This is a genomic window from Stenotrophomonas sp. YJH_SMC_73 (assembly GCF_059370155.1).
The window spans coordinates 143,339-169,250 of the sequence record NZ_JCAFTJ010000004.1 but is presented as its reverse complement, the minus strand read 5'-3'; the positions used below and the strand labels follow the sequence as shown (position 1 = coordinate 169,250).

The window sequence follows — 25,912 nt, the reverse complement described above, 5'->3', positions numbered from 1 at the left end:
AACGAAGACGGCGGGCACCAGGCCCGCCGTCCGCGTGTATGGACAAGGGTGCTTCAGGAGATCAGAACGACAGGTCGCCCCAGACGCCGAATTCCTTGGTCTTGTCGTTCTTCTTGTCGCTGGCGTTGGCCAGGTGCGTGTACTTGTACACGGTCGACAGCTTGAGGTTCTTCATGACCGGGAACTCGACGCCGACGTTCCAGTACTTGTCGCTCAGGGTCGGGTCCAGGGTCTTGCTGACGTCGGTGTCATCGTAACGACCGAACACGTTGATGCCACCGTCGGTCACGCGCACGCTGCCCCACACCGACCAGCCACTGGTCTTGTCGGTGGCAACGGTCAGCACGTTGTTGAGGTTCTTGGCCTGGAAGTACTCGCCGCCGACGCGGAAGTTGCTGTCGGCGTAGGCCACCATCGCGTTGGCGCGGGTGTAGGTGTTCTCGGCGCTCTGGATGTCGGTTTCCTTGCCCAGCTTGCCGCTGTAGCCGCCGACGGCGACCACGAAGTTCTCGTTCGGGGTGTAGGCCACGCGGCCTTCCACGTCCATGCCCTTGCTGCGGGTCGGGTTCTTGTAGCCGGCGCCGGACACGACCGAGACGGCGTAGTTGAAGTTGTTGCCCAGGTTGCCGAAGCCATGCAGGCCCCAGTCGGACGAGTTGCCGTACTTCAGGCGGTCGGTCAGGGTGTTCTCGACATAGCGCATGCCGTAGAACTTCTCGACGTACGGGATCCACGGCATGTCGGCGGCACCGACGCGCAGGTTGAAGGCCGGGTCGAAGCTGCCCTGCACGTAGGCCTTCTTGACGAACAGTTCGGTGTTGCCGATGGCCGAGCTGTACTGGAAGTCGGTGGTCAGGTTGGCCGACCAGATGTCGTTGAACTTGTGGTCGACGGTCAGGTAGAAGCGCTTGACGTCCAGGCCGGTGCCGCTGGCGGCGGTGTCCTTGCCGTTGCTGGTCTTGTCGATGTTGGTCAGGTCAAAGAACATGCGACCGCCAATCTTGTTGTCATTGACCAGCTTGGCCAGCTTGTCGACGCTGGTCTGGGTCTTCTGCGCACCTTCCAGGGCCTGCGCCTGGGTGATGTTCACTTCGGACTGCGCGTCGGACTGCGCCTGCAGCGCCTGCGAATCGTTCTGCAACTGCTGGACCTGGGCCTGCAGCGCAGCGATCTGTGCCTGCAGCTGCTGCAACTGTGCCTGGGACACGCCCGAGCTGGCGGGGGCTGCGAAGGCGTCGGCGGAAACCAGACCGAGGCTTGCAACGACCGCGGCGGCGAGCAAATGGGAACGCATTTTGGATTTCTCCAGAGGGTTGGAATGGCTTGGGCAGAACGCCACGCCGGCAGGCCGGTCAAGCGTTTTGCGAACGTTCCGTTAAAACCATGACAGCCGAATGACAGATTGAGCACCAACCCCAGATTTCTTCGTGCGGTCATGCGTACGACTCATTTGCGCGCACATGCTTATCGATCCCTTGCGCCCCATGGCGTGGTGTATCGGCACCGACACGCGGGCAAGCCGCCGGGTCACCCTGGTCCGCACCGCCCGGCTTCGCGCGGATGACGCGGAATCCCTGCGCAACGCCAGGCGCAGACCGCGCGAAGGGAGCCAGCCGTCACCTCATCGGCCACCTATGCAAGGTGACCGCAACCGGCGCCGGCGCACCTCCCTTGTGCCCGCACGACCGCCTCAGCCGCTGCGCGAAACCTTCACGGCCCGCGCTGCGCAAGCGTCAGTCAGCGCTGTAACGGATGCGTCATACAACGGTCCCCGCGCTGTCATCGAACCGTTATGGAATGTGCGCCGGGCGGGTAACCCCGCATTCCAATCAACCCAGGAGCCACCCCGTGATCCACGCCTTCAAGTCGCGCGTTGCCGTTGCCGTCTTCGCAGCGTCGTCCGTGTTCGCCGCCAACGCCGCTGAAATCACCGGCGCGGGCGCCTCGTTCATCTACCCGGTGATGTCGAAGTGGTCGGCCGACTACAACGCTGCCACCAGCAACAAGGTCAACTACCAGTCGATCGGTTCCGGCGGCGGCATTGCGCAGATCAAGGCCAAGACCGTTGATTTCGGCTCTTCCGATGCACCGCTGAAGCCGGAAGAACTGGCCGCCTCGGGCCTGGCCCAGTTCCCGTCGGTGATCGGCGGCGTGGTGCCGGTGGTCAACGTGGCCGGCATCGCCCCGGGCGCACTCAAGCTGGACGGCACCGTGCTGGCCAACATCTTCCTGGGCAAGATCAAGACCTGGAACGACCCGGCCATCGCCGCGCTGAACCCGGGCGTGACCCTGCCGAGCGCCAAGATCACCGTCGTGCACCGCTCGGATGGTTCGGGCACCACCTTCAACTTCGTCAACTACCTGTCCAAGGTCAGCCCGGAGTGGAAGAGCTCGGTCGGTGAAGGCACCTCGGTCCAGTGGCCGGCCGGCATCGGCGGCAAGGGCAACGAAGGCGTTGCTGCCTACGTGAAGCAGATCAAGGGCGGCATCGGCTACGTCGAACTGTCCTACGCACTGCAGAACAAGCTGTCGTACACGGCGATGAAGAACGCTGCCGGCAGGTTCGTGCAGCCGAGCGATGCATCGTTCGCCGCCGCTGCCGCCAGCGCCGACTGGGCCAGCGCCAAGGACTTCTACCTGGTGATGACCAACGCCCCGGGCGCCGAGTCCTGGCCGATCACCGCCACCAACTTCATCCTGGTGCACAAGAAGCCGAAGAACGCTGCCAACGGCAAGGCCACCCAGGAGTTCTTCCGCTGGGTCTACAAGAGCGGCGACGCCCAGGCCCGCCAGCTGGACTACGTGCCGCTGCCGGACAGCCTGGTCCGCCAGATCGAGACCTACTGGTCGCAGAACCTGAAGTAAGCACGTTCCCCCGCAGGAACGGGGCCGGCGGGTCCTCTCTCCCCCGCCGGCCCCAACCGGGCGCGAGATCCTCGAGATCTCGCGCTCTTCTTGTTTTCGGGGATGCATGTATCTGCCTCTGCAGCGCCGAGCCCACGCTCGGCTGGGTGCTGGAGCGTGCGGACCGACGGTCCGCACCTACCGAGGGCAGGGAGCCGTCGAACATGGCTTGACTCCACAAGGGCCAACCTGCCGCCATACCGGTGCGCAGATCCGGGGTCTCCGGGGCTCTGCCGGATGGGGGCCAACCCGGTGAAACCCTTGTCAGAACGTGATCCAGGACACCTCTGTCATGGTCGTAATACGGCTGTAACAAAAACATCATTTCATAGCCGCATCCGCCGACCACGTCGGCTCTTCCCCGCTATGGAGTGACCATGAAACTGCACTCGGCCGGCCTTGCCGCCCTTTCCCTGGCCATCGCCCTGGGCCTGTCGGCCTGCGGTGGCGACAAGCAGGCCGCGCAGCAGCCGGCGGCCGACGGTGCCGCTGCCCCGGCCGCTGCCGGTGCCAAGGTGACCGCCGAAGTGTCCGGCGCGGGCGCGTCCTTCATCTTCCCGCTGGTCTCCAAGTGGTCGGCCGACTACAACGCCACCACCGGGGCCAAGATCAACTACCAGTCGATCGGCTCCGGCGGCGGCATCGCCCAGATCAAGGCCGGCACCGTCGACTTCGGCTCCTCCGACAAGCCGCTGAGCAGCGAAGAGCTGGCACAGGCCGGCCTGGCCCAGTTCCCGTCGGCCATCGGCGGCGTGGTGCCGGTGGTCAACATCGAAGGCCTGGAAGCCGGCAAGCTGCGCCTGAGCGGCGCCCTGCTGGCCGACATCTTCCTGGGCAAGGTCAAGACCTGGAACGATCCGGCCATCGTCGCCGCCAACCCGGGCGTGAAGCTGCCGGACGGCAAGATCACCCTGGTCCACCGTTCGGACGGTTCCGGCACCACCTTCAACTTCTCCAACTACCTGTCCAAGGTCAGCCCGGAGTGGAAGAGCAAGGTCGGCGAAGGCACCTCGGTGCAGTGGCCGGACGGCGTCGGTGGCAAGGGCAATGAAGGCGTCGCTTCGTACGTGAAGCAGATCAAGGGCTCCATCGGCTACGTCGAGCTGGCCTACGCGCTGCAGAACGGCATGCCGTACACCGCCATGCAGAACGCCGCCGGCAACTGGGTCGAGCCCAGCGCGGAAACCTTCGCCGCGGCGGCCGCCAGCGCCGACTGGGCCAGCGCCAAGGACTTCAACCTGGTCATCACCAACGCCCCGGGCGAGCAGGCGTGGCCGATCACCGCCACCAACTTCATGCTGATGCAGAAGCAGCCGAAGGACGCCAAGCGCAACCAGGACACCCTGGCCTTCTTCAAGTGGGCCTTCGAGAACGGCCAGGCCCAGGCCAACGAGCTGCACTATGTGCCGCTGCCGGCCGAACTGGTCAAGCAGATCGAGGCCTACTGGGCGACCGACCTGAAGTGACGGACTCGACGGTGCCCGCCCCGCGCGGGCACCGCTTCCACGCCGTGCCGCCCCGCCCCTTCCTGGCCCTGCCGTCCCCATGAATGCCATCGCCCAGCCTGTAGCCGCCCCGTCCACGCGTGATGCGCGTGATGCCCGCAACGACAAACTGTTCCGATGGGTGCTGGTCGGCACCGTCATCTTCGTCCTGATCGCCCTGGCCTGCGCCGCGCTGTCGATGCTGTGGGGCGGCCGCCATGCCCTGCAGATGCAGGGCCTGAGCTTCTTCTTCTCCGCCGACTGGAATCCGGTCGAAAACAAATTCGGCGCGCTCGCCCCGATCTACGGCACCCTGGTCACCGCCGTCATCGCGATGGTCATCGCCGTGCCGGTCAGCTTCGGCATCGCCTTCTTCCTCACCGAAGTCGCACCACGCTGGCTGCGTGGCCCGGTCGGCACAGCCATCGAACTGCTGGCCGGCATTCCCTCGATCATCTACGGCATGTGGGGCCTGTTCGTGCTGGTGCCGGTGATGACCGAGTACGTCACGCCGTTCCTCAACGAGACCCTGGGCGAATGGCCGATCATCGGCCCGATGTTCCAGGGCCCGCCGCTGGGCATCGGCATGCTCACCGCCGGTTTCGTGCTGGCGATCATGGTCATTCCGTTCATCTCCTCGGTGATGCGCGAAGTGTTCCTGACCGTGCCGACCCGCCTGAAGGAATCGGCCTATGCGCTGGGCTCCACCAAGTGGGAAGTGAGCTGGGACATCGTGCTGCCCTACACCCGCTCGGCGGTGATCGGCGGCATCTTCCTCGGCCTCGGCCGCGCCCTCGGCGAGACGATGGCGGTGGCCTTCGTGATCGGCAACAGCGTGCGCCTGTCGCCGTCGCTGCTGGAACCGGGCACCACCATTGCTGCGCTGATCGCCAACGATTTCGGTGAAGCCACTGAAACCTACCGTTCGGCCCTGCTGCTGCTCGGCTTCGTCCTCTTCATCGTCACCTTCGTGGTGCTCGCCATCGCCCGCCTGATGCTGATGCGCCTGTCCCGCAAGGAGGGCAACTGATGTCCAGCACCGCTGACTCCCTGTACCTGCGCCGCCGCATCGGCAATGTCGTTGCGATCACCGCCTCCTGCGCCACCGCGCTGTTCGGTTTGTTCTTCCTGGGCTGGATCCTGTTCACCCTGGCCTCCAAGGGCCTGGCCGGCATCAACCAGGATCTGTTCACCAAGATGACGCCGCCGCCGATGCAGGAAGGCGGCCTCGCCAACGCGTTCTTCGGCAGCGCCGTGATGTGTGCGCTGGCGATCGGCATCGGCACCCCGCTGGGCGTATTGGCGGGCACCTGGCTGGCCGAGTACGGCAACGCCCGCAAGGCCGGCACCGTGGTCCGCTTCGTCAACGACATCCTGCTGTCGGCCCCGTCCATCGTGCTCGGCCTGTTCGTCTACACCCTGTACGTGATGCAGACCGGCGGCAACTTCTCGGCGTTCGCCGGTGCGCTGTCGCTGGCCTTCATCGTGCTGCCGGTGGTGGTACGCACCACCGACGAGATGCTGCGCCTGGTGCCCTCGCAGATGCGCGAAGCGGCCCTGTCGCTGGGCATCCCGCAGTGGAAGGTGATCGTGCAGGTGCTGTACCGCAGTGCCTCGGCCGGCATCATCACCGGCATCCTGCTGGCACTGGCCCGCATCTCCGGCGAGACCGCACCGCTGCTGTTCACCGCCTTCGGCAACCAGTACTGGAACAACAACATCTTCCAGCCGATGGCCTCGGTGCCGGTGGTGATGAACCAGTTCGCCGGCAGCCCGTATGAATCCTGGCAGGTGCTGGCCTGGGCCGGTGCCCTGGTGCTGACTGTCTTCGTGTTGCTGGTCAGCCTTGCCGCCCGCGGCATCCTGCTGCGCAACCGTATCTCCCATGACTGACCTTTCCGTGGATAACGCCATGAACGACCTTTCCAACGCCGTGCCGATGCAGCGCATCGCCGTGCCGTCCTCGCACGAGAGCCTGCACACGCCGTCGCCGGTGAAGCTGGCTGCGCGTGGACTGGACTTCTACTACGACAAGTTCCACGCCCTGAAGGGCATCAACCTGGAAATCCCGGAAAAGCGCGTGACCGCGCTGATCGGTCCTTCCGGTTGCGGCAAGTCGACCCTGCTGCGCATCTTCAACCGCATCTACGCGCTGTACCCGAAGCTGGAAGCGCGCGGTGAAGTGCTGCTGGACGGCGAGAACATCCTGTCGCCGAAGTACCCGATGAACCGCCTGCGCAGCAAGGTCGGCATGGTGTTCCAGAAGCCGGTGCCGTTCCCGATGACCATCTTCGAGAACGTGGCCTACGGCATCCGCCACCACGAGAAGCTGAGCAAGGCCGACATGGCCGACCGCGTCGAGCAGGCGCTGCGCCAGGGCGCGCTGTGGGACGAAGTGAAGGACAAGCTGGGGCAGAGCGCACTGGGCCTGTCCGGCGGCCAGCAGCAGCGCCTGTGCATCGCCCGTGCCGTGGCCCTGCGCCCGTCGGTGCTGCTGCTGGACGAGCCGACCTCGGCGCTGGATCCGATCTCGACCAGCCGCATCGAGCAGCTGGTGGAAGAACTCAAGCACGAGTACACCATCGTGATCGTCACCCACAACATGCAGCAGGCCGCACGCGTGTCCGACTACACCGCCTTCATGTACCTGGGCGACCTGATCGAGCACGACCGCACCGAAGTGATCTTCTCGCAGCCGTCGCAGCGGCAGACCGAGGACTACATCACCGGCCGCTTCGGCTGAAACGTCAGTCGAGCACGGCTCGACCCTGCAGACACCATCAGTCGAGCGTGGCTCGACTCTACAGAGTGGAACAACCATGAACCTTCCCAACGACCACATCGTCAAGAGCTACGACGAAGAGCAGCAGCGCCTGGTGGCCGAGATCGTGCGCATGGGCGAGATGGCCGTCGCCCAGCTCGAAGCGTCGATGGACGTGATCGAGAAGCGCGACGAGAACGCTGCCCATCGCATCATCGCCAACGACGAGGCGATCGATGCGCTGGAACAGCAGATCAGCCACGACGTGATGCGCCTGGCGCTGCGTGGCCCGATGGCGCGCGACCTGCGCGAGATCCTTGCCGGCCTGCGCATTCCGGCCGACATCGAGCGCATCGGTGACTACGCTGCCAACGTCGCCAAGCGCTCGATCGCGCTGGGCAAGGTGCCGCCGCTGCCGCAGATCCAGGGCCTGCGTGCGCTGGGCCGTCTGGCCGCGCAGCAGGTCCGGCGTGCCATTGCCGCCTACCGCGACAACGATGCTGATGCCGCGCTGGAACTGCGTGAGGACGACGCCCGCCTGGACGCGCAGTACACCGCGCTGTTCCGCGAGCTGCTGACCTACATGATGGAAGACCCGCGCAACATCACCCCGTGCACGCACCTGCTGTTCATGGCCAAGAACCTGGAGCGCGTGGGCGACCACGCCACCAACATCGCCGAGAACGTATGGTTCCTGGTGCATGGCGAGCAGCCGCTGCCACCGCGTGAAAAGCGCGACGAGACCTCCAGCACCGGCCAGCCCTGACGCTGCACTGCAACACCGGAGTCGACTCCAAGGTGGCCGCTGTCCTGGTGACAGCGGCCTTCTTTTTTGGGGAGTTCCCCCGCATTGGGCCCGCCGGGCTTGCCCGGTGCGGACCTGCCGGATGCTTCTGTAACAGATCTCACGAAAATTTGAGTTCTTGGCGAGGATTCGTTGAGTAGGATCGCTGCACCATCGATTCACCCCGGGCACCTGCCCACCACCCAGGAGTAAGACCGATGAGCAGTTCCAACAAGACCCTGTCCCTGCTGACCGCTACCGCCCTGGCCGCCGGCCTGGGCATGACCGCCAGCGCCTCGGCGCTGAGCATGAGCGACCTCGCCCAGGGCTACCTGGTGGCCGGCCAGGCAGCCAAGGCCAGCACCGATGCCAAGGCCGCCGATACCAAGATGGCAGCCGACGCGACCAAGCACGCCGAAGGCAAGTGTGGTGCCGACGGCAAGACCGGCGAAGGCAAGTGCGGTGCCGACAAGGGCAAGGCTGCCGGCGCAGCGGGCGCCAAGGCCAAGACCGGCGACACGAAGTCGGCTGAAGGCAAGTGCGGCGAAGGCAAGTGCGGTGGCAAGCACTGACGTCCGCGCCAGCCTCGTCCACCCGCAGTCGCCGCTTCGCGCGGCGGCTGCAGGGTTGGGCCTGCGCCGGGCGCTGCTGCAGGATCTGCGTGACGCTCCGGCAGGCGACTTCGACTTCCTGGAATGCGCGCCGGAGAACTGGATCCATGTCGGCGGCCCGGCCGGTGATGCCCTGGCCGAACTGGCACACCGCCATCCGCTGAGCTGCCACGGCCTGTCGCTGTCGCTGGGCGGCAGTGCCGCCCTGGACACCCAGCTGCTGGAGCAGGTCGGCCGGTTCCTCGAAAAGCACCGCGTGCCGCTGTACAGCGAGCACCTGAGCTACTGCAGCGACGACGGCCACCTGTACGACCTGCTGCCGATCCCCTTCACCGACGAAGCCGTGCGCCATACCGCGCAGCGCATCCGCCGCGTGCAGGACCTGCTCGGCCGGCGCATCGCGGTGGAGAACGTGTCCTACTACCTGGCGCCGGAACCGGCGATGGACGAGCTGGCGTTCACCAATGCGGTGCTCGCCGAAGCCGACTGCGACCTGCTGCTGGACGTCAACAACGTCTACGTCAACGCCTGCAACCACGGCTACGATGCCGATGCCTTCATCGCCGGCCTGCCCGCGCAGCGCATCGTCTGCCTGCACGTGGCCGGGCACCTGGACGAGGCACCCGACCTGAAGATCGATACCCATGGCAGCGCGGTGGTTGATCCGGTCTGGGAGTTGCTGGCGCGTACCTATGCTCGCATCGGCCCACGCCCCACCCTGCTCGAACGCGATTTCAATTTCCCGCCCTATGCGGAACTGCAGGGCGAACTGCAGACCATCCGCCGCCTGCAGGCCGCACACGCCGGGGCTGCACATGGCTGACGCTATCGACACCCTGCGCGCGCAGCAGCACGCGTTCACCGCGCACCTGCGCGATCCACAGGCGGTGCCGGCACCGGCCGGCCTGGATGCACGCCGGTTGGCGGTGTACCAGCACCTGCTGTTCAACAACCTGCTCGGGCTCCTGAGCAACGGTTTCCCGGTCTGCGTCCGCCTGCTCGGCGAACCGGCATGGAGCGCGCTGGTGCGCCACTACTTCGCCACCCATCGCTGCCAGACCCCCCTGTTCACCGAGCTGGCCGCCGAGTTCGTGCAGTGGCTGCAGGCACAGCCGCAGCTGCCGCACCCGGCGCTGGCCGAACTGGCCCACTACGAGTGGGTGGAAACCGCGCTGTACCAGTTGCAGGCCGAGCCACTTCCTGCGCCTGGCGATGTCGATCCGCTGCGGGTGCCGCTGCAGCGTTCGCCGCTGGCGTGGCCGCTGCTGTACCAGTGGCCGGTGCACCGTCTCGGTGCAGAGGATGCGCCGACCCAGCCCCTCCCAGAACCCACCGGCCTGCTGGTCCGCCGCGAAGCCGACGGTGAAGTGCGATTCGCCGCGCTCAGCCCCTTGGCGGTGCACCTGCTGTCCAGCATCGGTGAACAGCCTGGGCTGGAAGGCCGTACGTACCTGCAACGCCTCGCCACCACGCATGGGCTGGCCGAAGACGCGCTGGCCGGCCCCGGTGCCGCGCTGCTGCGGCAGTTCCTGCAGGCCGGCGTGATCGGTCCGCTCACCGCCCCACCCTGACACCCCATTTGCGGAGATCCCCTGATGAACCTTCCGACCCTGGCCGCCGCGCGTGGCCAGCTGGACCGTCTCGCCCCCTGGTTGGCCCCGCTCGGCCTGCGCCTGCTGCTGGCCTGGGAATTCTTCGAATCCGGCCGCGAGAAGCTGCGCGGCCAGAACTGGTTCGCCGACCTGCAGGACGCCTTTCCATTCCCGTTCGACCAGTTGCCGGCCACCCTGAACTGGCAACTGGCGACCTGGTTCGAACTGCTCGGGGCGGCCTGCCTGCTGTTCGGTTTCGGCACCCGTTTCGCCGCCGCGAGCCTGCTGGTGCTGACCGTGGTGGCCACCTATGCGGTGCATTGGCCGATGGAGTGGAACTCGCTGGCCGACCTGGCCATGGGCTATGCGATCAGCGACCAGGGCTTCGGCAACTTCAAGCTGCCGGTGCTGTTCATGGCCATGCTGCTGCCGCTGATCTTCACCGGCGCCGGCAAGCTGAGCGTGGACGCCTGGTTGGCGCGGTGGTCTCCCTCGGCCACACCTGCGCGGCCAGCGGTTCGGTAGATGCCGACCTTGGTCGGCGCGTCATGTGCCAACCAAGGTTGGCACCTACCGGGTTCTGCGTTCGTGCCACTACGGTGGCTGGCATGGGCTGCGTGGCCGGGCGCTCAGGGCCGCTCTGATAGAATTCACGCATGAATGACCCCATCCCCGCACCTGCCGCCGTTCCCGATTCCGCAGTTCCCCAGGCGCAGCGCGCGATGTCACAACGCTTCCGCGGCTTCCTGCCGGTGGTGGTGGATGTGGAAACCGGCGGCTTCGACAGCCAGCGCAACGCGCTGCTGGAAATCGCTGCGGTGCCGATCGAGATGGACGAGAACGGCCTGCTCTACCCCGGCCAGACCGCCAGTGCCCACGTGGTCCCGGCCGAGGGCCTGGAGATCGACCCGAAGTCGCTGGAAGTGACCGGCATCATCCTCGACCATCCGTTCCGGCTGGCCAAGGAAGAAAAAGCGGCGTTGGACCACATCTTCACTCCGGTGCGTGCGGCGATGAAGAAGTACGGCTGCCAGCGCGCGATCCTGGTTGGCCACAATGCCCATTTCGACCTCGGCTTCGTCAACGCGGCCGTGGCGCGGACCGGCCACAAGCGCAACCCGTTCCATCCGTTCAGCGTGTTCGACACGGTCACCCTGGCCGGTATCGCCTACGGCCAGACCGTGCTGGCGCGTGCGGCCACTGCCGCCGGGCTGGGTTGGGATGCGAATGAAGCGCACAGCGCGGTATATGACACCGAGCAGACCGCGCGGCTGTTCTGCACCATCGCCAACGCCTGGCCGCGGTAAGACAGCGCTTCCTGTAGAGCCGAGCCATGCTCGGCTGCACCTTTTTCCGCGCTGTCGCGCGGTAGTCGAGCACGGCTCGACTCTACAGGCCGACGTCGTTCCATCGATGTATGGTGGCGAATCATCGCCGCACAGTAGATCCACGCCATGCGTGGATGCGATCAACCAATGCTCGTGCGATCGCGGCCGTCGCTCTTGGCGCGGTACAGCGCGCGGTCTGCGCGCTGGTACAGCAGCGCCGGGGTGCGGTCGTCGGCATCCAGCTCCACCAGCCCCGCACTGAAGGTCACGCGCAGGCCTTCCACACCGGCCCAGTCGGGGTGGTCATGGAACAGGCCGCGCAGGCGCGCGCACAGCTGCGCGGCTTCCTCCAGGCGGGTGTCGTTGAGCAGCAGCGCGAACTCTTCGCCGCCGGTTCGCGCCGGCAGGTCGGAGTCGCGGCTGGCGGCTGCGATCAGCGTCGCCACCTGCACCAGCACGGCATCGCCGATGCTGTGGCTGTGGCGGTCGTTGACGTCCTTGAAATGGTCGATGTCCAGCACCACCAGGCACAGTGGATGACCACTGCGCTGCGAACGGGCGAAGTCACGCGCCAGCGTCTCGTCGAAGCCGCGGCGGTTGGCCAGCCCGGTCAGCGCATCCTCGCGGGCCTGGCGCTCGAAGGCTTCGGCCTGGCGCGCCAGGCGTTCGGCCAGCTCGGTCTTTTCCTGGTTCAGCGCCTGCAGGTGCACGGTCTTGGCCTGCAGGTCGAAGGTCGCGTCGTCCACCCGCCGCGCCAGGCGCAGGTTGCTGGCCTTCAGCTGCTGCAGCAGCAGGCGGTACAGTGCCACCAGGCCGGCCAGCAGCAACAGCCCGCCCAGCGCCTGCACGCTGCGCCGCTGCCACCAGAACGGCTCGACGCTGAAGCTCCACACCGCCTCCTGTTGGCCCCAGCTGCCGCCCGGATGCGCCGCAGCCACATGCAGGGTGTAGTCGCCCGGCGGCAGGCCAACGAACTCGACGCTGCGCTGCGGGCCACGCTCGACCCAGCCGGCATCGAGGCCATCCAGCCGCGTGCGGTAGCGGATCCGGTCGGACATCAGGTAGCTCAGGCCGACATAGCTCACCGCCAACCGGCGGCCACCGGGAATGTAATTGCGATCCGGTCCCTCCCAGTGCACCGGCGCACCATCCACCTGCACGCTCTCGATCGCCGCCGGCGGCGATGGCCGCTCGCGGAAACGCTGCAGGCGTTGCGGGTCGACCGTGCTCAGGCCACCGGCGGTGACCACCCAGAACGTGCCATCCTGGCGCAGGATCGCCGATGGACTGGAGCTGCCATTGGCCTGTGCATTGGCCATGCCGTCGATCTCGTTGTAGCGCTCCAGCACCACCCGCGGCGTGCGGCCATCGGCCACCGCATTGAGGGTGGCCATGTCGGTGCGCAGCACACCACGGTTGCTGCTGATCCAGACATTGCCGAGGCGGTCCGGCACCAGCTGGAACACCGCGTCCACCGGCATGCCCTGCTCCAGGCCGACCCGCGCCAGCGCACCGTTGCGCCAGCGGTACAGGCCACGATCACTGCTGATCCACATCGCATCGCCCAGCTGGTGGAAACCGAACACGCTGCGGCCGCCCCCCAGCGGGGCCAGGTCGATCGACTGCACGTGGTCGCCACGCAGCACGCGGATGCCTTCGATGGTGCCGATCCACAGGTTGCCCTGGTGGTCATGCTCGAGCGCGGTGATCAGGCCGCCGGGCATGCCCGGCACGTTCGAGACCTGCACCCGGTCGCCGTCGATGCGCACCACGCCCTTCTGCGTGCCGGCCCAGACCACGCCCTGCGGGTCAACGGTGATCGCACGGATGTTGCCGCCCGGCATGCCGTCAGTCGCCGCATAGTTGTGGCGCAGGCCCCCATCGCGACCCAGCCGGTAAACGCCGTCGCCGAAGGTTCCCACCCACAGGTCACCGTCCGGCCCCTGTGCCAGGCTCAGTACCGAGGGCGCCTTGCCGCCGCGGTTGTGCAGCGGTACCGCGCGGAAACGACCGTCGCGGGTCTGGAGGTCAAGGCCGCTGGCGCTGCCGACCCACAGCTGGCGGTCGCGATCCTCGAACACCGTGCGCACGTAGTCGCCACTGAGCCCATCGCGCTCGGTGAAGCTGCTGAACAGTGTTTCGCGCAGGCGGTACAGGCCCCCATTGGCTCCCACCCAGATGCTGCCTTCGGCATCCTCGCGCAGGCTGACCACGCGTCCGCCCGGCAGGTTCAGGCCGGCCGGCAGCCGCTCCAGGCCATGGGCGGAAATGCGCAGCAGGCCCTGGTTCTCGGTACCCAGCCACAGATCGCCATGCCGGTCCTGCAGCATCGAGGTCATGTGCAGCTGGCCCGGCAGGCGGTGCACCAGCACCAGCTGGTCGTCCTCCACCCGGTACAGGCGCTCGCCGGCGACGATCCACAGCGCGCCATCCGGTGCCCGGTACGGCCACGACAGGCCGCTGCCGGCGCCCAGCCCCCACGCGGCGGGCGCGCGCTTGAGCACGCCGTCGTTGTCGCGCAGCACCAGCCCGTCGAGCGTGCCGACCCATACCCGGTCCTGTGCATCGACCACCAGCTTGGTGAAGCTCATCGCCATCGGCAGGTCCGCCGCCGGTGCCTGGTAGACGATGCCGGCATCCGGCGTCAGGTAGCCGATGCCCTTGCCTTCGTACAGCAGCCACAGCCGGCCCTGGCCGTCCATCTGCATGGACTGGATCAGCACCTGCGGTGTACCGGCCTGGTGCTCCCAGACCCGCCATTGGCCGTCGCTGCCGCGGTGGCTGACGTTGCCGCGCGAATCGCTGATCCACAGCCCGCCCTGGCGGTCGACGAACAGTGCGCCGATGCCGTTGTCGCGCAGGCCCGGGCGCGTACTGCGGTCGAACACGGTGAAGTCCAGTCCGTTGTAGCGCACCAGCCCTTCCCAGGTGGCGAACCACAGATGGCCCTCCGGCGTCTGTGCGATGTCGCGCAGCGAGTTGTGCGGCAGGCCGTTGCGCGAGGTCCATACATCGATGGCGTAGTCGCGCAGCGGGGGCGCGCCCTCCTGTGCCGCCAGCGGCAGCGCGAGGGCCAGCAGCAACCACAGCAGGCCCTGCCGCAGTGCCCGCCTGAATCCTGATGCGCGGCGCTCCACCCAGCGCCCCTCGTCCCCCTGCCCGCCCATCACCGCAGCAGCGGCGGCCAGGTGCGGCTGCAGGGCGCGGCAGCGTGCGGGAACAGCCGGGCAGCGCGCACTGGCATGCCGGCGGGAACGGGCTGGCTCATCGAGGGGAGACTGGGGAGATGGGCAGATGATAGGCCAAACCCCGGCCCCGGCGTCACCGTCCGCGGCCCGCCGGCTCAGCCGGCGCGGCCGGGCGCCACCACCTGGGCACTGGCCGGCCACTGCACCACCGCCTCCAGGCCACCTTCGGCCCGGTTGCGCAGCCACAGCCGCGCGCCGTCCTTCTCGGCCAGGGCGCGGGCGATGGTCAGGCCCAGGCCGGCCCCGCCGGTCTGGCGCGAACGCGAGGTTTCCACCCGCACGAACGGATCGAACACCGCCTCCAGCTGCTCTTCGGCCAGGCCGGGGCCGTCATCGGCCACCACTACGGTGATCGCACCGCCGCTGCGCTCGACCCGTACCCGCGCCTGTTGCGCGTACATCACCGCGTTGTCCACCAGGTTGGAGAACAGGCGGTGCATGGCCAGCGGACGCAGCATCAGCACCGAACCACTGCCCCCCTCGAAGACCACGTCGGCGCCGCCTTCGGCGGTGTCCTCGACGATGCTCTCCAGCAGTGAATCCAGGTCGAGTGCGGCGCGCTGCTCGGCACTCTCGGCACTGCGGGCCAGTTCCAGGCCCTCGCGCACCAGCGCCTGCATCGCCGCCAGGTCACCGATCAGGCGCTCGCGCAGGGCTTCGTCGCTGACATTCTCCAGGCGCAGGCGCAACCGGGTCAGCGGCGTCTGCAGGTCATGGGTGATCGCCGCCAGCATCTGCGTGCGTTCGGCCAGGTGCCGCTGCAGGCGGTGCTGCATGGCGTTGAAGGCTTCGGCGGCGCGCTGCACTTCACGCGGCCCGCGCAATGGCAACGGGTCGCGCTGCAGATCGTCGCCGAGATCCTCGGCAGCGGCGGCCAGTTCCTGCAGTGGCGCACTGGCCATGCGCGCAACGATATAGGCCAGCACGGCAATCGCCAGCACCAGCAGGGTCAGGAACCACGGGTCCACGGCGAGGATGCCGTTGTGCGCCACCGCCGGCGAGTCCAGCGCCAGTTTCAGCAGCGTGCCGTCGTTGAGGGTCACGTCCACCGCGCGGCACTTGGGCGGGATGAACGCCGGGTCGCGTTCGCGCGGCGGCCGCCGGTGACCCGGCGGTGGCGGCGGCAGCAGGTCCTGCAGCTTGGGAATGCAGGAGCGGAACGAAGCGAAGTGCACATGCGCGCGCGACACCGGTCCGGGGCGGTCTTCCAGCACTTCCATCAGCGCCGTGTCGGCACGCCCGAGGCGGGCTCCGGGCTGCAGCGCGCGCACGCTCGGCCCGCCGATCGCCAGCAGGCGCTCGCGCAGCTCCGGATTGCCGTCCAGCAGGTTGACGTAGCCCTGCAGGCGGTCGGCGATGCGGTTCAGGTTCTGCCGCTCGAACTCCTGCTGGCGCTTGGAAGTGGCCAGCATGGTCGCGCCGATCGCAGCCACCGCCATGCCCAGCAGCAGGATCACGAACAACCGCCCGACCATCGAGGACAGGAAATGGCGCAGGCGCTTCATCGCGGCTTATTCCAGGTTGACCGCGGAGGCCAGCACGTAGCCCTCGTTGCGCACGGTCTTGATCAGTCCGTCCGGGCCACCGTCGTCGCCCAGCTTGTTGCGCAGGCGGCTGACCTGCAGGTCGATCGCGCGGTCCTGTGCCTCGTAGTTGCGGCCACTGCTGAGCGCGACCAGCTGCTCGCGCGACAGCACCTTGTTGGCGTGCGCGATGAACACCCGCAGCAGGCGGAACTCGGCGCCGGACAGCACCACCACGCGGTCATCCGGATCGACCAGGTGGCGATGCTCCAGGTCGAACACCCAGCGCGAGAAGCGCGCACGGCGCACCGCCAGCGGCTCCAGGTTGGCCGGCAGCGCCTCGGTCCGGCGCAGCACGTTGCGGATGCGTGCCAGCAGCTCGCGCGGTTCGAACGGCTTGGCCAGGTAGTCATCGGCGCCCATTTCCAGGCCCAGCACGCGATCGATCGGCTCGGCGCGTGCGGTCAGCATGATCACCGGCGTGTTCGAACGCGCACGCAGGTCACGGCACAGGGTCAGGCCATCCTCGCGCGGCAGGTTGAGGTCGAGCACGATCAGGTCCACGTGCTCGCGGTCCAGCAGCTGGCGCATGGCGGTGCCATCGGCCGCCGTGCTCACCAGGTAACCGGCGCGGCCGAGCTGCTCGGCCAGCAGCGTGCGGATGTCGTTGTCGTCGTCGACGATCAGCAGTCGATGCATCGGGTTTTCAGTCTCCATGTCGCGATCATCCCGTGTCGGCAGCTGAACCGCATCCGGGGCAATGCGTACCAGTGTATCCACCCACGGGCGGGATACCTGTGGTTACGCGTATTCACCGACAGTGTTACATACAGACATACCCCGAGGATTGAGCCGTCCATCGCCCGGTCTTCACAATGCCCGCCAACGCCGCACGCGCGGCCCCGAGAGTGAAGCCACGACGTGACGTTCCGCCTGCTGCCCGCGACCCGCCGGAGTCGCCTGATACTGATCGCCCTGCTTGCCCTGATCGTCGCCGCCACCGCCTGGTGGCTGCTGCGCAAGCCCGCCGCGCCGGCGGTGGCCACCTCGCCGGTCAGCCGCGGTGACATCGAGCAGACGGTGGACGCCACCGGCGTGATCGATGCCTACAAGCTGGTCAGCGTCGGTGCGCAGGCCTCGGGCCAGATCAAGTCGCTGAAGGTGCAGCTGGGCGACACCGTGAAGGAAGGCGACCTGATTGCCGAGATCGACGCCACCACCCAGCAGAACCAGGTGCTCAACGCGCAGGCCTCGCTGGACCAGGTCACTGCCCAGCGCGCCGTCCAGCAGGCCACCCTGCGCCAGGCCGAACTGGAATTCGCGCGCCAGCAGCAGATGCTGGCTGCCGAGGCCACCTCGCGCCAGGAATACGATGCCGCCGAGGCGCAGCTGAAGACCGCCCGTGCCCAGCTGCAGTCCTACGAGGCGCAGATCAAGGGCCGCGAAACCGAGCTGGGCACCGCCCGCGCCAACCTGGCCTACACCCGCATCACCGCGCCGATGGACGGCACCGTGGTGGCGGTGGTGGCCGAGGAAGGCCGCACGGTGAACGCCAACCAGACCGCGCCGACCATCGTCATGCTGGCGCGGCTGGACGTGGTGACCGTCAATGCGGAGATCTCCGAGGCCGACGTGGTCAAGATCAAGGCCGGCATGCCGGTGTACTTCACCACGCTCGGCGACCCGGACCGCAAGTACCACGCCACGCTGCGCCAGATCAATCCGGCGCCAGCCTCGATCGCCAACGAGAATTCATCCAGCTCCAGCAGCTCCTCCAGTTCCAGTTCCAGCAGCGCGGTCTACTACAACGCGCTGTTCGACGTGGAGAACCCGGATGGCACGCTGCGCATCGACATGACCGCGCAGGTCTCGGTGCTGCTCAAGCAGGCCAAGGGCGTGCTGATGGTGCCGGCAGTGGCGCTGGGGCCGAAGCGCCGTGGCGACGAGCGCATGGTGCGGGTGCTGGACGACAAGGGCCAGCCGCAGCCGCGCAAGGTCACGGTGGGCATCAACAATGGCGCCTCGGCCGAGATCCTGTCCGGGCTGAAGGAAGGCGAGCGCGTGGTGGTTGGCGAAGCGGGTGCGGCCGGTGCCAGCGCCGGCGGCGGCAACCGCGGCGGCATGCAGATGCGGGTTGGCGGCCCGGGCATGGGGCGCCGATGAGCACGACGGCGCCGCTGCTGCGCCTGCGCGACCTGCGACGTGAATTCCCGGCCGGCGATGATGTGATCGCCGTGCTGCGCGACGTCAATCTCGACATCCACGCCGGTGAGATGGTGGCCATCGTCGGCCAGTCCGGCTCGGGCAAGTCGACGCTGATGAACATCCTCGGCTGCCTCGATCGTCCCACCCGTGGCAGCTACCAGGTGGCCAGCCGCGAAACCGGGAAAATGCAACCGGACGAACTGGCCGAACTGCGCCGCGAGCATTTCGGTTTCATCTTCCAGCGCTACCACCTGCTCGGCGACCTGGATGCGCGCGGCAACGTGGAAGTGCCGGCGGTGTACGCTGGCAGCCCCGGCCCGGTGCGCAACGCGCGTGCCGAGCAACTGCTGCAGCGGCTGGGCCTGAGCGACCGCATGCATCACAAGCCGGGCCAGCTGTCCGGTGGCCAGCAGCAGCGCGTGTCGATCGCACGCGCCCTGATGAACGGCGGCGAGGTGATCCTGGCCGACGAACCGACCGGCGCGCTGGACACGAAATCCGGCGAGGAAGTGATGGCGATCCTCGGCGAACTGCATGCCGAAGGCCACACCATCATCATCGTCACCCACGACATGAGCGTGGCCGAGCACGCGCAGCGCATCATCGAAATCCGCGATGGCGAGATCATCGCCGACCGCGCCAACCCGAATGCGCCGACCTACCGTGCGCAGCGCGAGGCCAGTACCGGCGTCGCCCACGGCAACAGCTGGCGGGCCGCGCGCGACCGCTTCACCGAAGCGTTCCGCATGGCGCTGCTGGCGATGAACGCACATCGGCTGCGAACCTTCCTGACCATGCTCGGCATCATCATCGGCATCGCCTCGGTGGTCTCGGTGGTGGCGCTGGGCAATGGCTCCCAGCAGCAGATCCTGCAGAACATCAGCGCGCTCGGCACCAATACCATCGACGTCTATCCCGGCCGCGGTTTCGGCGACATGCGCTCGGCGCGCGTACAGACGCTCAAGGCCAGCGATGCCGATGCACTGGCAAGGCAGAGCTACGTGGACAGCGCCACCCCCAGCGTATCGACTTCGGTCACCGCGCGTTACCGCAACCAGTCGTCCACCGCCCAGGTCAGCGGCGTTGGCGAGCAGTTCTTCCGGGTCAAGGGCGTGACCCTGCTCAGCGGCAGCTTCTTCGATGCCGATGCGGTCAAGGGCCTGGGCCAGGTGGCGGTGATCGACGAGAACACCCAGTCCCAGTTCTTTCCCGATGTCGACCCGGTCGGCCAGGTGATCCTGCTCGGCAACGTGCCGGCGCGCGTGGTCGGCGTGGCCAAGCGGCAGAGTTTCGGCTTCGGCGGCAGCACCAGCCTCAGCGTGTGGGTGCCGTACACCACGGTGATGTCGCGCATGCTCGGCCAGAGCCACGTGTCCAGCATCACCGTGCGCGTGGACGATGACACGCCGATGGACGCCGCGCAGGAAGCGATCACCCGCCTACTGACCCTGCGTCATGGCACCGAGGATTTCTTCCTCAGCAACAGCGCCGAGATCCGCGAGACCATCGAGCAGACCACGCGCACGATGACCCTGCTGATCGGTGCCATCGCCGCCATCGCGTTGCTGGTCGGTGGCATCGGCGTGATGAACATCATGCTGGTATCGGTGACCGAGCGCACCCGCGAGATCGGGGTGCGCATGGCCGTCGGTGCACGGCAGAGTGATATCCGCCAGCAGTTCCTGATCGAAGCGGTGCTGGTCTGCCTGCTCGGCGGCGTGCTCGGTATCGGCCTGGCCCTGCTGCTGGGCTCGATGATCGGCCGCTTCGCCAGCGACTTCCAGGTGCTGTTCTCCACCGCCTCGATCGTCGCCGCGTTTGCCTGCTCGACCCTGATCGGCGTTGCGTTCGGCTTCCTGCCAGCGCGCAACGCCGCGCAGCTCGACCCGGTGGAGGCCCTGGCCCGCGAATGAAGATGATGACCCGACTGCCCTTCCCCGCTCCCCGGCACCTGCTGCTGGCCGGTGCCGTTCTACTCGCCCTGTCCGGCTGCGCGTCGGTCAGCCGCTACCCGGTGCACGACCCGGCCGTGGCGGCGCAGTATGGACGTGGCGATGCCACCCTCAACGCGCCAGCCGATGACCCGCGCAGCAGCCTGGATACACCGGGCCGCGACATCCGCCAGGACACCTGGTGGACCGGCTTCGGCGATGAACGCCTGGACCGCCTGGTGGCGCAGGCGCTGGCCGCCAACAGCGATCTGGCCGCCGCCGGCCTGGCCGTGCAGCGTTCGCGCCTGCAGGCCGGCCTGGCCAGCAACGCACTGTGGCCGCAGCCCTCGTCATCCGGCGTGAGCGGCAGCGCCAGCCGCGCCACCGACCAGTCTGATGATTGGCGCCGCAGCTATTCCACCGGCGTCTCGCTGGGTTGGGAAGTGGACCTGTGGGGCCGCCTGCGCACCCAGCGCGACATCGCCCGCTGGGAAGCCGAGGCCAGCGAGGAAGACCGGCAGAACACCGCGCTGCTGGTGATCAGCGACACCATCACCCAGTACTGGAACCTGGCCTACCTCAACCAGTCGATCGCCACCGGCCAGGCCAACCTGGAGCGCCTGGAACGCACCCGCGAACTGGTGCAGGCCCGCTTCGACGCCGGTGCGGTATCGCGCCTGGAAGTGCGCCAGGCACTGCAGAACCTGCAGTCGCAGCGGTCCTCGCAGAGCGCGCTGGAACAGCAGCGGGTGGAGGTGCGCAACGCGCTGACCGTGCTGCTGGACGGCACGCCCTGGCCCCAGCAGGACGAACCACAGGACCTGCTGGGCGCACGCAGCCCAGCCATCAGCGAAGGCCTGCCGACCGATCTGCTCGGCCGCCGCCCCGATCTGCGCGCGGCCGAACTTCGCCTGCGCAACAGCCTGAAGACCATCAAGGTCACCGCCACCCAGTACTACCCTGCGCTGAGCCTGACCGGCAGCCTCGGTTCCAGCGCGACCTCGCTGGGCGACGTACTGCGCAACCCGGTGGCCACGCTGGGCGCCGGCCTGTCGCTGCCGTTCCTCAACCTGCAGCGTGCGCAGCTGGATACCGATATCGCCGGCACCGCCTACCAGATCGCCGCCAGCAACTTCCGCAAGACGCTGTATACCGCGCTCTCGGAAGTGGACAACGCACTGTCGGCGCGCGAGCAGCTGGCGCGCCAGGTGGCGGCCTCGCAGGCTTCATACGACGAAGCGGTGGAAGTGGAACGCGCGCAGGAAGTGCGTTACCGCGTGGGTGCCACCGATCTGCGCACCTGGCTGGAAGCGCAGCAGACCCGGCGTGATGCCGAACTGTCGCTGGCACGCGCGCGCCAGGGCCAGCTCAATAACGACGTGACGCTGTTCAAGGCGTTGGGCGGCAGCGCGGGGTGAGGCGGGACATGAAACGGGGTCAGATCCCTTTTCCCATTGGAAAAGGGATCTGACCCCGATCACATCGCGCTGGCCGATCAACCGCGCTGGCGCACGGCCTCGAACAGGCTGACGCCGGCGGCGACGGAGACGTTCAGGCTCTCGATCTCGCCCGGCATCGGGATCTTGACCAGGCCATCGCAGTTCTCGCGGGTCAGGCGGCGCAGGCCATCGGCTTCGCCGCCCAGCACCAGCGCGATGTTGCCCTTCAGGTCCAGCTGGTACAGCGAGGCCGTGGCTTCACCGGCCAGGCCGTAGATCCACACGCCCTGCTTCTGCAGGTCCTTCAGGCAGCGCGAGAGGTTGGTCACCGCCACCACCGGGATCAGGTCGGCGGCACCGGCCGAAGTCTTGCGCACAGTGGCATTGACCGTGGCCGACTTGTCCTTCGGGATGATCACCGCGGTCGCCCCGGCGGCAGCGGCCGAGCGCAGGCAGGCGCCGAGGTTGTGCGGGTCCTGCACCTCGTCGAGCACCAGCAGCAGGGCCTTGCCCTCGGCCGCGGTGACCAGCCCTTCCAGCTCGTTCTCGCTGTAGGTACGGGCGGCGGCGTAGCGCGCGGCCACGCCCTGGTGGCGCACCGAACCGCCAACACCGTCCAGCGCCTGGCTGTTCACCTTGCGCACATCGATGCCCTTGCGGCGGGCGTTCTCTTCGATCTCGGTCAGGCGCGGGTTCTTCGCACCGGCCTCGACCAGCACTTCGCGGACGTTCTCGGCGTCGTTCTCGATGGAGGAGGCGACGGCGTTGACGCCGACAATCCACTGGCTGTTCTTGCTCATGCGGGCGGGGACCGGAAAGGGGGTGGCTATGGTAGAGCATCGGCAGGCCGGGCGCTGCGACCGGCCGCCCCTCTGTAGCGCCGAGCCCATGCTCGGCTGGCGGGGGGCCGATGAAGCCTGAACCCGGAGCAGCCGAGCGTGGGCTCGGCGCTAGAGGGGCGTTACCGACTGCGCGGCGGCCAGTGCGGGGTGTCGTGGTCGGGGTGCTGGTGGGAAACGATGGTGGCCAGGAACTCCAGCGCGGCGACGTCGTCCTCGGTGCGCCGCGCCGGCAGGCCGGACAGGCTGTCGACGAACGGCAGCTTGCGCTCCACCCCGTACTGGATCGTCGGTGGCAGGCGTTCCGGCTCATCGAAGGCGCCGGCAGCCACGGCCACGCCATCCGGGGCTTCATAGGTCAGGGGTGTACCGCAGTCGGCGCAGAAACCACGCCGCACCACGTTGGACGACTGGAAATAGCGCGGCTGGCCGCGGGTCCAGCTGAACTGCACGCCGCGCACGGATACCAGCGGCGCGTAATAGGCACCGAACGCCTTCTGGCACATCCGGCAATGGCAGATCGAGCTGTCGGTGAGCTCGCCACGCGCCTGGAAGCGGACCGCGCCGCATTGGCAGCCGCCACTGTATTCGGGTTGGCCTTGCATGCTGGGGTTCCTCCGGAACGTCGTGCCAACCAAGGTTGGCACCTACCAGTTGCGGTAGGTGCCGACCGTTGGTCGGCACACCTTTCAATACTTCTTCTTGGTGCGCTTGGCCGGCTTGCCCCGCTCGGGCGGCGGCGGCAGGCCATCGCCATCGCCCTCGTCCTCGCCCTTGTGCTCGACCAGGCGGAAGTCGATCTTGCGCTCTTCCATGCTGGCCTTCAGCACCAGGATCCGCACGCGGTCACCCAGCCGGTAGCTGCTGCCGCGGCGTTCGCCGGTCAGCGTTTTGCGGGTGGCGTCGAACTTGTAATAGTCCTGCGGCAGCTGGGTCACATGCACCAGGCCCTGCACCTTGGACTCGTCCAGTTCCACGAACAGGCCGAAGCTCGTCACGCCGCTGATCACGCCGTCGAACTGGCCGCCCACGTGCTTTTCCATCCACGCCGCGCGGTAACGCTCGTCGACCTCGCGCTCGGCTTCGTCGGCACGGCGCTCGCGCTCGGAACACTGCAGCGCCAGGGCCGCCATTTCGCGCGCGTTGTAGGTGAACTTGTCCAGCGGCTTGCCGGACAACGCATGCTTGATCGCACGGTGCACCAGCAGGTCGGGGTAACGGCGGATCGGCGAGGTGAAGTGCGCGTACGCCTCCAGCGCCAGGCCGAAGTGGCCGTGATTCTCCGGGCTGTAGATCGCCAGGCTCTGGCTGCGCAGCAACACCGATTCCAGCAGCGTGGCATCGGGGCGGTCGCGGATCTTCTTCAGCAGCTTGGTGTAATCGCCCGGGCGCACCTTCGACCACGGCGGCAGGCTCAGCTTGAACTCCTTGAGGAATTCCAGCAGGTCGGCGTACTTGGTTTCCGGCGGCTTCTCGTGGATGCGGTACGGCGCCGGCACATGGCGCGACAGCAGGTACCTGGCGGCCTCGACGTTGGCCGCGATCATGCACTCCTCGATCAGCTTGTGCGCGTCGTTGCGCACCAGCATGCCGGCCTGGGTCACTTCACCACGGTTGTCCAGCACGAAGCGCACTTCACTGCTTTCGAATTCGATGGCACCGCGCTTGGCGCGTGCCTTGGACAGCACCTTGTACAGCTGGTGCAGGCGCTGCACCTGCGGCAGCAGGTCGCCCATCCAGGCCTTGGTATCGGCATCGTCCTCGCCCACCGCCTTCCACACCTGGGTGTAGGTCAGGCGCGCATGCGAGTTCATCACCGCCTCGTAGAAGCGCGAATGCGTGACCAGGCCATCGCGGTCGATCTGCATGTCGCAGACAAAGCACATGCGGTCGACCTTCGGCATCAGCGAGCAGATGCCGTTGGACAGTGTCTCCGGCAGCATCGGCACCACGAAGCCCGGGAAGTACACCGACGTCGCACGCTTCTGCGCCTCTTCATCCAGCGGCGTACCAGGGCGAACGTAATTCGAGACGTCGGCAATCGCCACCACCAGGCGGAAACCCTCGGCATTCGGCTCGCAGTACACCGCGTCGTCGAAGTCCTTGGCATCCTCGCCATCGATGGTGACCAGCGGCGTGCTGCGCAGGTCGACACGGTCGCCAATCATCGCCGGCTCGACCACCAGCGGCACCGAGGCCGCTTCGTCCAGCACCTCCTGCGGGAACTCGAACGGCAGCTCGTGGCCATGGATGGCGGTCTCCACCACCAGCGACGCGGTCAGCTTGTCGCCGAGCACCGCGATGATGCGGCCGATCGGCGGGCGGCGGCTGTCCGGCGCCTGGGTCAGTTCACAGACCACCAGCTGGCCGTCGCGCGCACCACCGGTCTGGTCCGGCGGCACCTGCACGTTGCGCTGCACGCGCTTGTCGTCGGGCACCACGTAGTTGATGCCCATCTCGATGCTGAAGCGGCCGATCAGGCGGGTCATGCCGCGCTCCAGCACGCGGGCGATGCTGCCTTCGCGACGGCCACGGTGATCGATGCCGGTCACGCGGGCCAGCACCTTGTCGCCGTGCATGACCTTGCGCATTTCATAAGGCGGCAGGAACAGGTCGTCGCCGCCCTCGACCGGGCGCAGGAAGCCGAACCCTTCCGGGTTGGCGATCACCACACCGGTGACCAGGTTCAGGGTCTGGATCGGGGCGAAACCGCCGCGACGGTTCTGCACCAGCTGGCCGTCGCGGACCATCGCACCGAGCCGGCGCGACAGCGCTTCGGCCCGGTCCGGAGCGGTCAGGCCAAGGCGCGCGCCCAGTTCCTCGGCGGTCTGCGGCCCTTCGCAGCGCTCCAGCAGGGCCAGGATGGCCTCGCGGCTGGCGATGGGCTGTTCGTACTTCTCCGCTTCGCGGGCGGCATAGGGATCGTCGATCACCTTGCCGGCCGGCGGCAGCTTGCGGCCCGGGGCCGGGCCCGGTGCATCGGTACTGCGGACCTTGCGGCCGCGTGGCGGTGCACCGCCTTCATTCAATTCGGGGAACCAGCCCGGCAGCGGCTTGCCCGGCTTGGTGGTGCGGGCTGCACCCGCCTTGGCGCCCTTGTTCGGGGCCTGGCTGCGGGACTTGCTCCCGCCCTTGCTTGGTTTTTTGGTAGTCATCGCCCTACATGGTAGCCGCTGGCGGCGTGCAGAACGGGTCAGCGGTCGCCTTCAAGCGATCGCGTCAAAAATATTCAGGAAGTCGTTGACAGCCTGCGGATTCATCTT

Annotated in this window: 21 protein-coding genes; 14 read left to right on the top strand and 7 right to left on the bottom strand. The window is 67.5% G+C overall.

What is annotated here, in order from left to right; genetic code table 11:
* Window positions 1–61: 61 nt before the first annotated feature.
* Window positions 62–1,294 (bottom strand): porin, encoded by a 1,233-nt coding sequence (locus tag AC5P8R_RS08035; RefSeq protein WP_014646541.1) that lies wholly within the window; start codon window positions 1,292–1,294, stop codon window positions 62–64.
* Between the two features lie 554 nt (window positions 1,295–1,848).
* Here AC5P8R_RS08035 and pstS (AC5P8R_RS08030) point away from each other — a divergent pair.
* The 11 genes from pstS (AC5P8R_RS08030) to rnt all read left to right on the top strand — a co-directional run bounded on the left by pstS (AC5P8R_RS08030) (window position 1,849) and on the right by rnt (window position 11,443).
* On the top strand, window positions 1,849–2,865 hold the full coding sequence (gene pstS / locus AC5P8R_RS08030) for a phosphate ABC transporter substrate-binding protein PstS (protein WP_014646540.1): 1,017 nt from the start codon (window positions 1,849–1,851) through the stop codon (window positions 2,863–2,865).
* Between the two features lie 416 nt (window positions 2,866–3,281).
* Window positions 3,282–4,370, top strand: coding sequence for a phosphate ABC transporter substrate-binding protein PstS (gene pstS, locus AC5P8R_RS08025; RefSeq protein WP_014646539.1), 1,089 nt, complete (start codon window positions 3,282–3,284; stop codon window positions 4,368–4,370).
* 79 nt (window positions 4,371–4,449) lie between these two features.
* Window positions 4,450–5,418: a phosphate ABC transporter permease subunit PstC gene (gene pstC, locus AC5P8R_RS08020; RefSeq protein ID WP_005412771.1), complete on the top strand. Its 969-nt coding sequence runs from the start codon at window positions 4,450–4,452 to the stop codon at window positions 5,416–5,418.
* Window positions 5,418–6,281, top strand: a complete 864-nt coding sequence (gene pstA / locus AC5P8R_RS08015; protein ID WP_169412234.1) for a phosphate ABC transporter permease PstA — start codon at window positions 5,418–5,420, stop codon at window positions 6,279–6,281. Before pstC ends, pstA begins: the two co-directional genes overlap by 1 nt.
* 19 nt (window positions 6,282–6,300) lie before the next feature.
* Window positions 6,301–7,131 carry a phosphate ABC transporter ATP-binding protein PstB gene (gene pstB, locus AC5P8R_RS08010; protein WP_005408788.1) on the top strand — a complete coding sequence of 277 codons (831 nt, stop codon included), beginning with the start codon at window positions 6,301–6,303 and terminating at the stop codon, window positions 7,129–7,131.
* 76 nt (window positions 7,132–7,207) lie between these two features.
* Window positions 7,208–7,915, top strand: coding sequence for a phosphate signaling complex protein PhoU (gene phoU, locus AC5P8R_RS08005; protein WP_005408787.1), 708 nt, complete (start codon window positions 7,208–7,210; stop codon window positions 7,913–7,915).
* Between the two features lie 236 nt (window positions 7,916–8,151).
* Window positions 8,152–8,505: an HvfA family oxazolone/thioamide-modified RiPP metallophore gene (locus AC5P8R_RS08000; RefSeq protein WP_014646537.1), complete on the top strand. Its 354-nt coding sequence runs from the start codon at window positions 8,152–8,154 to the stop codon at window positions 8,503–8,505.
* Window positions 8,492–9,367 (top strand): HvfB family MNIO-type RiPP peptide maturase, encoded by an 876-nt coding sequence (locus tag AC5P8R_RS07995; RefSeq protein WP_495223236.1) that lies wholly within the window; start codon window positions 8,492–8,494, stop codon window positions 9,365–9,367. Before AC5P8R_RS08000 ends, AC5P8R_RS07995 begins: the two co-directional genes overlap by 14 nt.
* Complete coding sequence (locus tag AC5P8R_RS07990; RefSeq protein WP_014646535.1) at window positions 9,360–10,115, top strand: HvfC family RiPP maturation protein; 756 nt, start codon at window positions 9,360–9,362, stop codon at window positions 10,113–10,115. Before AC5P8R_RS07995 ends, AC5P8R_RS07990 begins: the two co-directional genes overlap by 8 nt.
* A 24-nt stretch (window positions 10,116–10,139) precedes the next feature.
* A complete protein-coding gene (locus tag AC5P8R_RS07985; protein ID WP_014646534.1) occupies window positions 10,140–10,661 on the top strand; it encodes an HvfX family Cu-binding RiPP maturation protein in 522 nt (173 codons plus the stop codon).
* Window positions 10,662–10,792: 131 nt separating this feature from the next.
* Window positions 10,793–11,443, top strand: a complete 651-nt coding sequence (gene rnt / locus AC5P8R_RS07980; protein ID WP_049407974.1) for a ribonuclease T — start codon at window positions 10,793–10,795, stop codon at window positions 11,441–11,443.
* A gap of 161 nt (window positions 11,444–11,604) precedes the next feature.
* Here rnt and AC5P8R_RS07975 read toward each other — a convergent pair whose 3' ends face one another.
* From AC5P8R_RS07975 to AC5P8R_RS07965, 3 genes are all read right to left on the bottom strand, one after another.
* Window positions 11,605–14,631, bottom strand: coding sequence for a two-component regulator propeller domain-containing protein (locus AC5P8R_RS07975; protein WP_495223235.1), 3,027 nt, complete (start codon window positions 14,629–14,631; stop codon window positions 11,605–11,607).
* Between the two features lie 176 nt (window positions 14,632–14,807).
* Entirely contained in the window at window positions 14,808–16,217 is a 1,410-nt protein-coding gene (locus AC5P8R_RS07970; protein ID WP_495223234.1) for an ATP-binding protein, read from the bottom strand.
* A gap of 6 nt (window positions 16,218–16,223) precedes the next feature.
* Window positions 16,224–16,952, bottom strand: a complete 729-nt coding sequence (locus AC5P8R_RS07965; RefSeq protein WP_041863210.1) for a response regulator — start codon at window positions 16,950–16,952, stop codon at window positions 16,224–16,226.
* Between the two features lie 204 nt (window positions 16,953–17,156).
* Between AC5P8R_RS07965 and AC5P8R_RS07960 the strand changes: the two genes are divergently transcribed.
* Genes AC5P8R_RS07960 through AC5P8R_RS07950 form a run of 3 tightly spaced genes read left to right on the top strand, consistent with a single transcriptional unit; the run spans window position 17,157 to window position 21,789 of the window.
* The gene (locus AC5P8R_RS07960) at window positions 17,157–18,398 is read left to right on the top strand and encodes an efflux RND transporter periplasmic adaptor subunit (protein ID WP_014646531.1); all 1,242 of its coding nucleotides are present in this window, start codon (window positions 17,157–17,159) and stop codon (window positions 18,396–18,398) included.
* A complete protein-coding gene (locus tag AC5P8R_RS07955) occupies window positions 18,395–20,353 on the top strand; it encodes a MacB family efflux pump subunit (RefSeq protein WP_329855755.1) in 1,959 nt (652 codons plus the stop codon). Before AC5P8R_RS07960 ends, AC5P8R_RS07955 begins: the two co-directional genes overlap by 4 nt.
* The gene (locus tag AC5P8R_RS07950) at window positions 20,350–21,789 is read left to right on the top strand and encodes a TolC family protein (RefSeq protein ID WP_329855753.1); all 1,440 of its coding nucleotides are present in this window, start codon (window positions 20,350–20,352) and stop codon (window positions 21,787–21,789) included. The genes AC5P8R_RS07955 and AC5P8R_RS07950 overlap by 4 nt, the downstream gene beginning before the upstream one ends.
* A 77-nt stretch (window positions 21,790–21,866) precedes the next feature.
* Here the strand turns inward: AC5P8R_RS07950 and rlmB are convergent, their stop codons facing one another.
* The 3 genes from rlmB to rnr form a co-directional block, all read right to left on the bottom strand.
* Window positions 21,867–22,610, bottom strand: coding sequence for a 23S rRNA (guanosine(2251)-2'-O)-methyltransferase RlmB (rlmB, locus tag AC5P8R_RS07945; protein WP_005408775.1), 744 nt, complete (start codon window positions 22,608–22,610; stop codon window positions 21,867–21,869).
* A gap of 161 nt (window positions 22,611–22,771) precedes the next feature.
* Entirely contained in the window at window positions 22,772–23,254 is a 483-nt protein-coding gene (locus AC5P8R_RS07940; protein WP_014646528.1) for a GFA family protein, read from the bottom strand.
* Window positions 23,255–23,338: 84 nt separating this feature from the next.
* Window positions 23,339–25,804 carry a ribonuclease R gene (gene rnr, locus AC5P8R_RS07935; RefSeq protein WP_197621426.1) on the bottom strand — a complete coding sequence of 822 codons (2,466 nt, stop codon included), beginning with the start codon at window positions 25,802–25,804 and terminating at the stop codon, window positions 23,339–23,341.
* Window positions 25,805–25,912: the final 108 nt, after the last annotated feature.

Coding starts and splice junctions, on each gene's coding strand:
- AC5P8R_RS08035 (WP_014646541.1), bottom strand. CDS start 1,294: ATGCGTTCCCATTTGCTCGCCGCCGCGGTCGTTGCAAGCCTCGGTCTG.
- AC5P8R_RS07940 (WP_014646528.1), bottom strand. CDS start 23,254: ATGCAAGGCCAACCCGAATACAGTGGCGGCTGCCAATGCGGCGCGGTC.
- pstS (WP_014646539.1), top strand. CDS start 3,282: ATGAAACTGCACTCGGCCGGCCTTGCCGCCCTTTCCCTGGCCATCGCC.
- rnt (WP_049407974.1), top strand. CDS start 10,793: ATGAATGACCCCATCCCCGCACCTGCCGCCGTTCCCGATTCCGCAGTT.
- rlmB (WP_005408775.1), bottom strand. CDS start 22,610: ATGAGCAAGAACAGCCAGTGGATTGTCGGCGTCAACGCCGTCGCCTCC.
- rnr (WP_197621426.1), bottom strand. CDS start 25,804: ATGACTACCAAAAAACCAAGCAAGGGCGGGAGCAAGTCCCGCAGCCAG.
- AC5P8R_RS07955 (WP_329855755.1), top strand. CDS start 18,395: ATGAGCACGACGGCGCCGCTGCTGCGCCTGCGCGACCTGCGACGTGAA.
- AC5P8R_RS07985 (WP_014646534.1), top strand. CDS start 10,140: ATGAACCTTCCGACCCTGGCCGCCGCGCGTGGCCAGCTGGACCGTCTC.
- pstA (WP_169412234.1), top strand. CDS start 5,418: ATGTCCAGCACCGCTGACTCCCTGTACCTGCGCCGCCGCATCGGCAAT.
- AC5P8R_RS07970 (WP_495223234.1), bottom strand. CDS start 16,217: ATGAAGCGCCTGCGCCATTTCCTGTCCTCGATGGTCGGGCGGTTGTTC.
- pstB (WP_005408788.1), top strand. CDS start 6,301: ATGAACGACCTTTCCAACGCCGTGCCGATGCAGCGCATCGCCGTGCCG.
- phoU (WP_005408787.1), top strand. CDS start 7,208: ATGAACCTTCCCAACGACCACATCGTCAAGAGCTACGACGAAGAGCAG.
- pstC (WP_005412771.1), top strand. CDS start 4,450: ATGAATGCCATCGCCCAGCCTGTAGCCGCCCCGTCCACGCGTGATGCG.
- AC5P8R_RS07990 (WP_014646535.1), top strand. CDS start 9,360: ATGGCTGACGCTATCGACACCCTGCGCGCGCAGCAGCACGCGTTCACC.
- AC5P8R_RS08000 (WP_014646537.1), top strand. CDS start 8,152: ATGAGCAGTTCCAACAAGACCCTGTCCCTGCTGACCGCTACCGCCCTG.
- AC5P8R_RS07950 (WP_329855753.1), top strand. CDS start 20,350: ATGAAGATGATGACCCGACTGCCCTTCCCCGCTCCCCGGCACCTGCTG.
- AC5P8R_RS07965 (WP_041863210.1), bottom strand. CDS start 16,952: ATGGAGACTGAAAACCCGATGCATCGACTGCTGATCGTCGACGACGAC.
- AC5P8R_RS07975 (WP_495223235.1), bottom strand. CDS start 14,631: ATGGGCGGGCAGGGGGACGAGGGGCGCTGGGTGGAGCGCCGCGCATCA.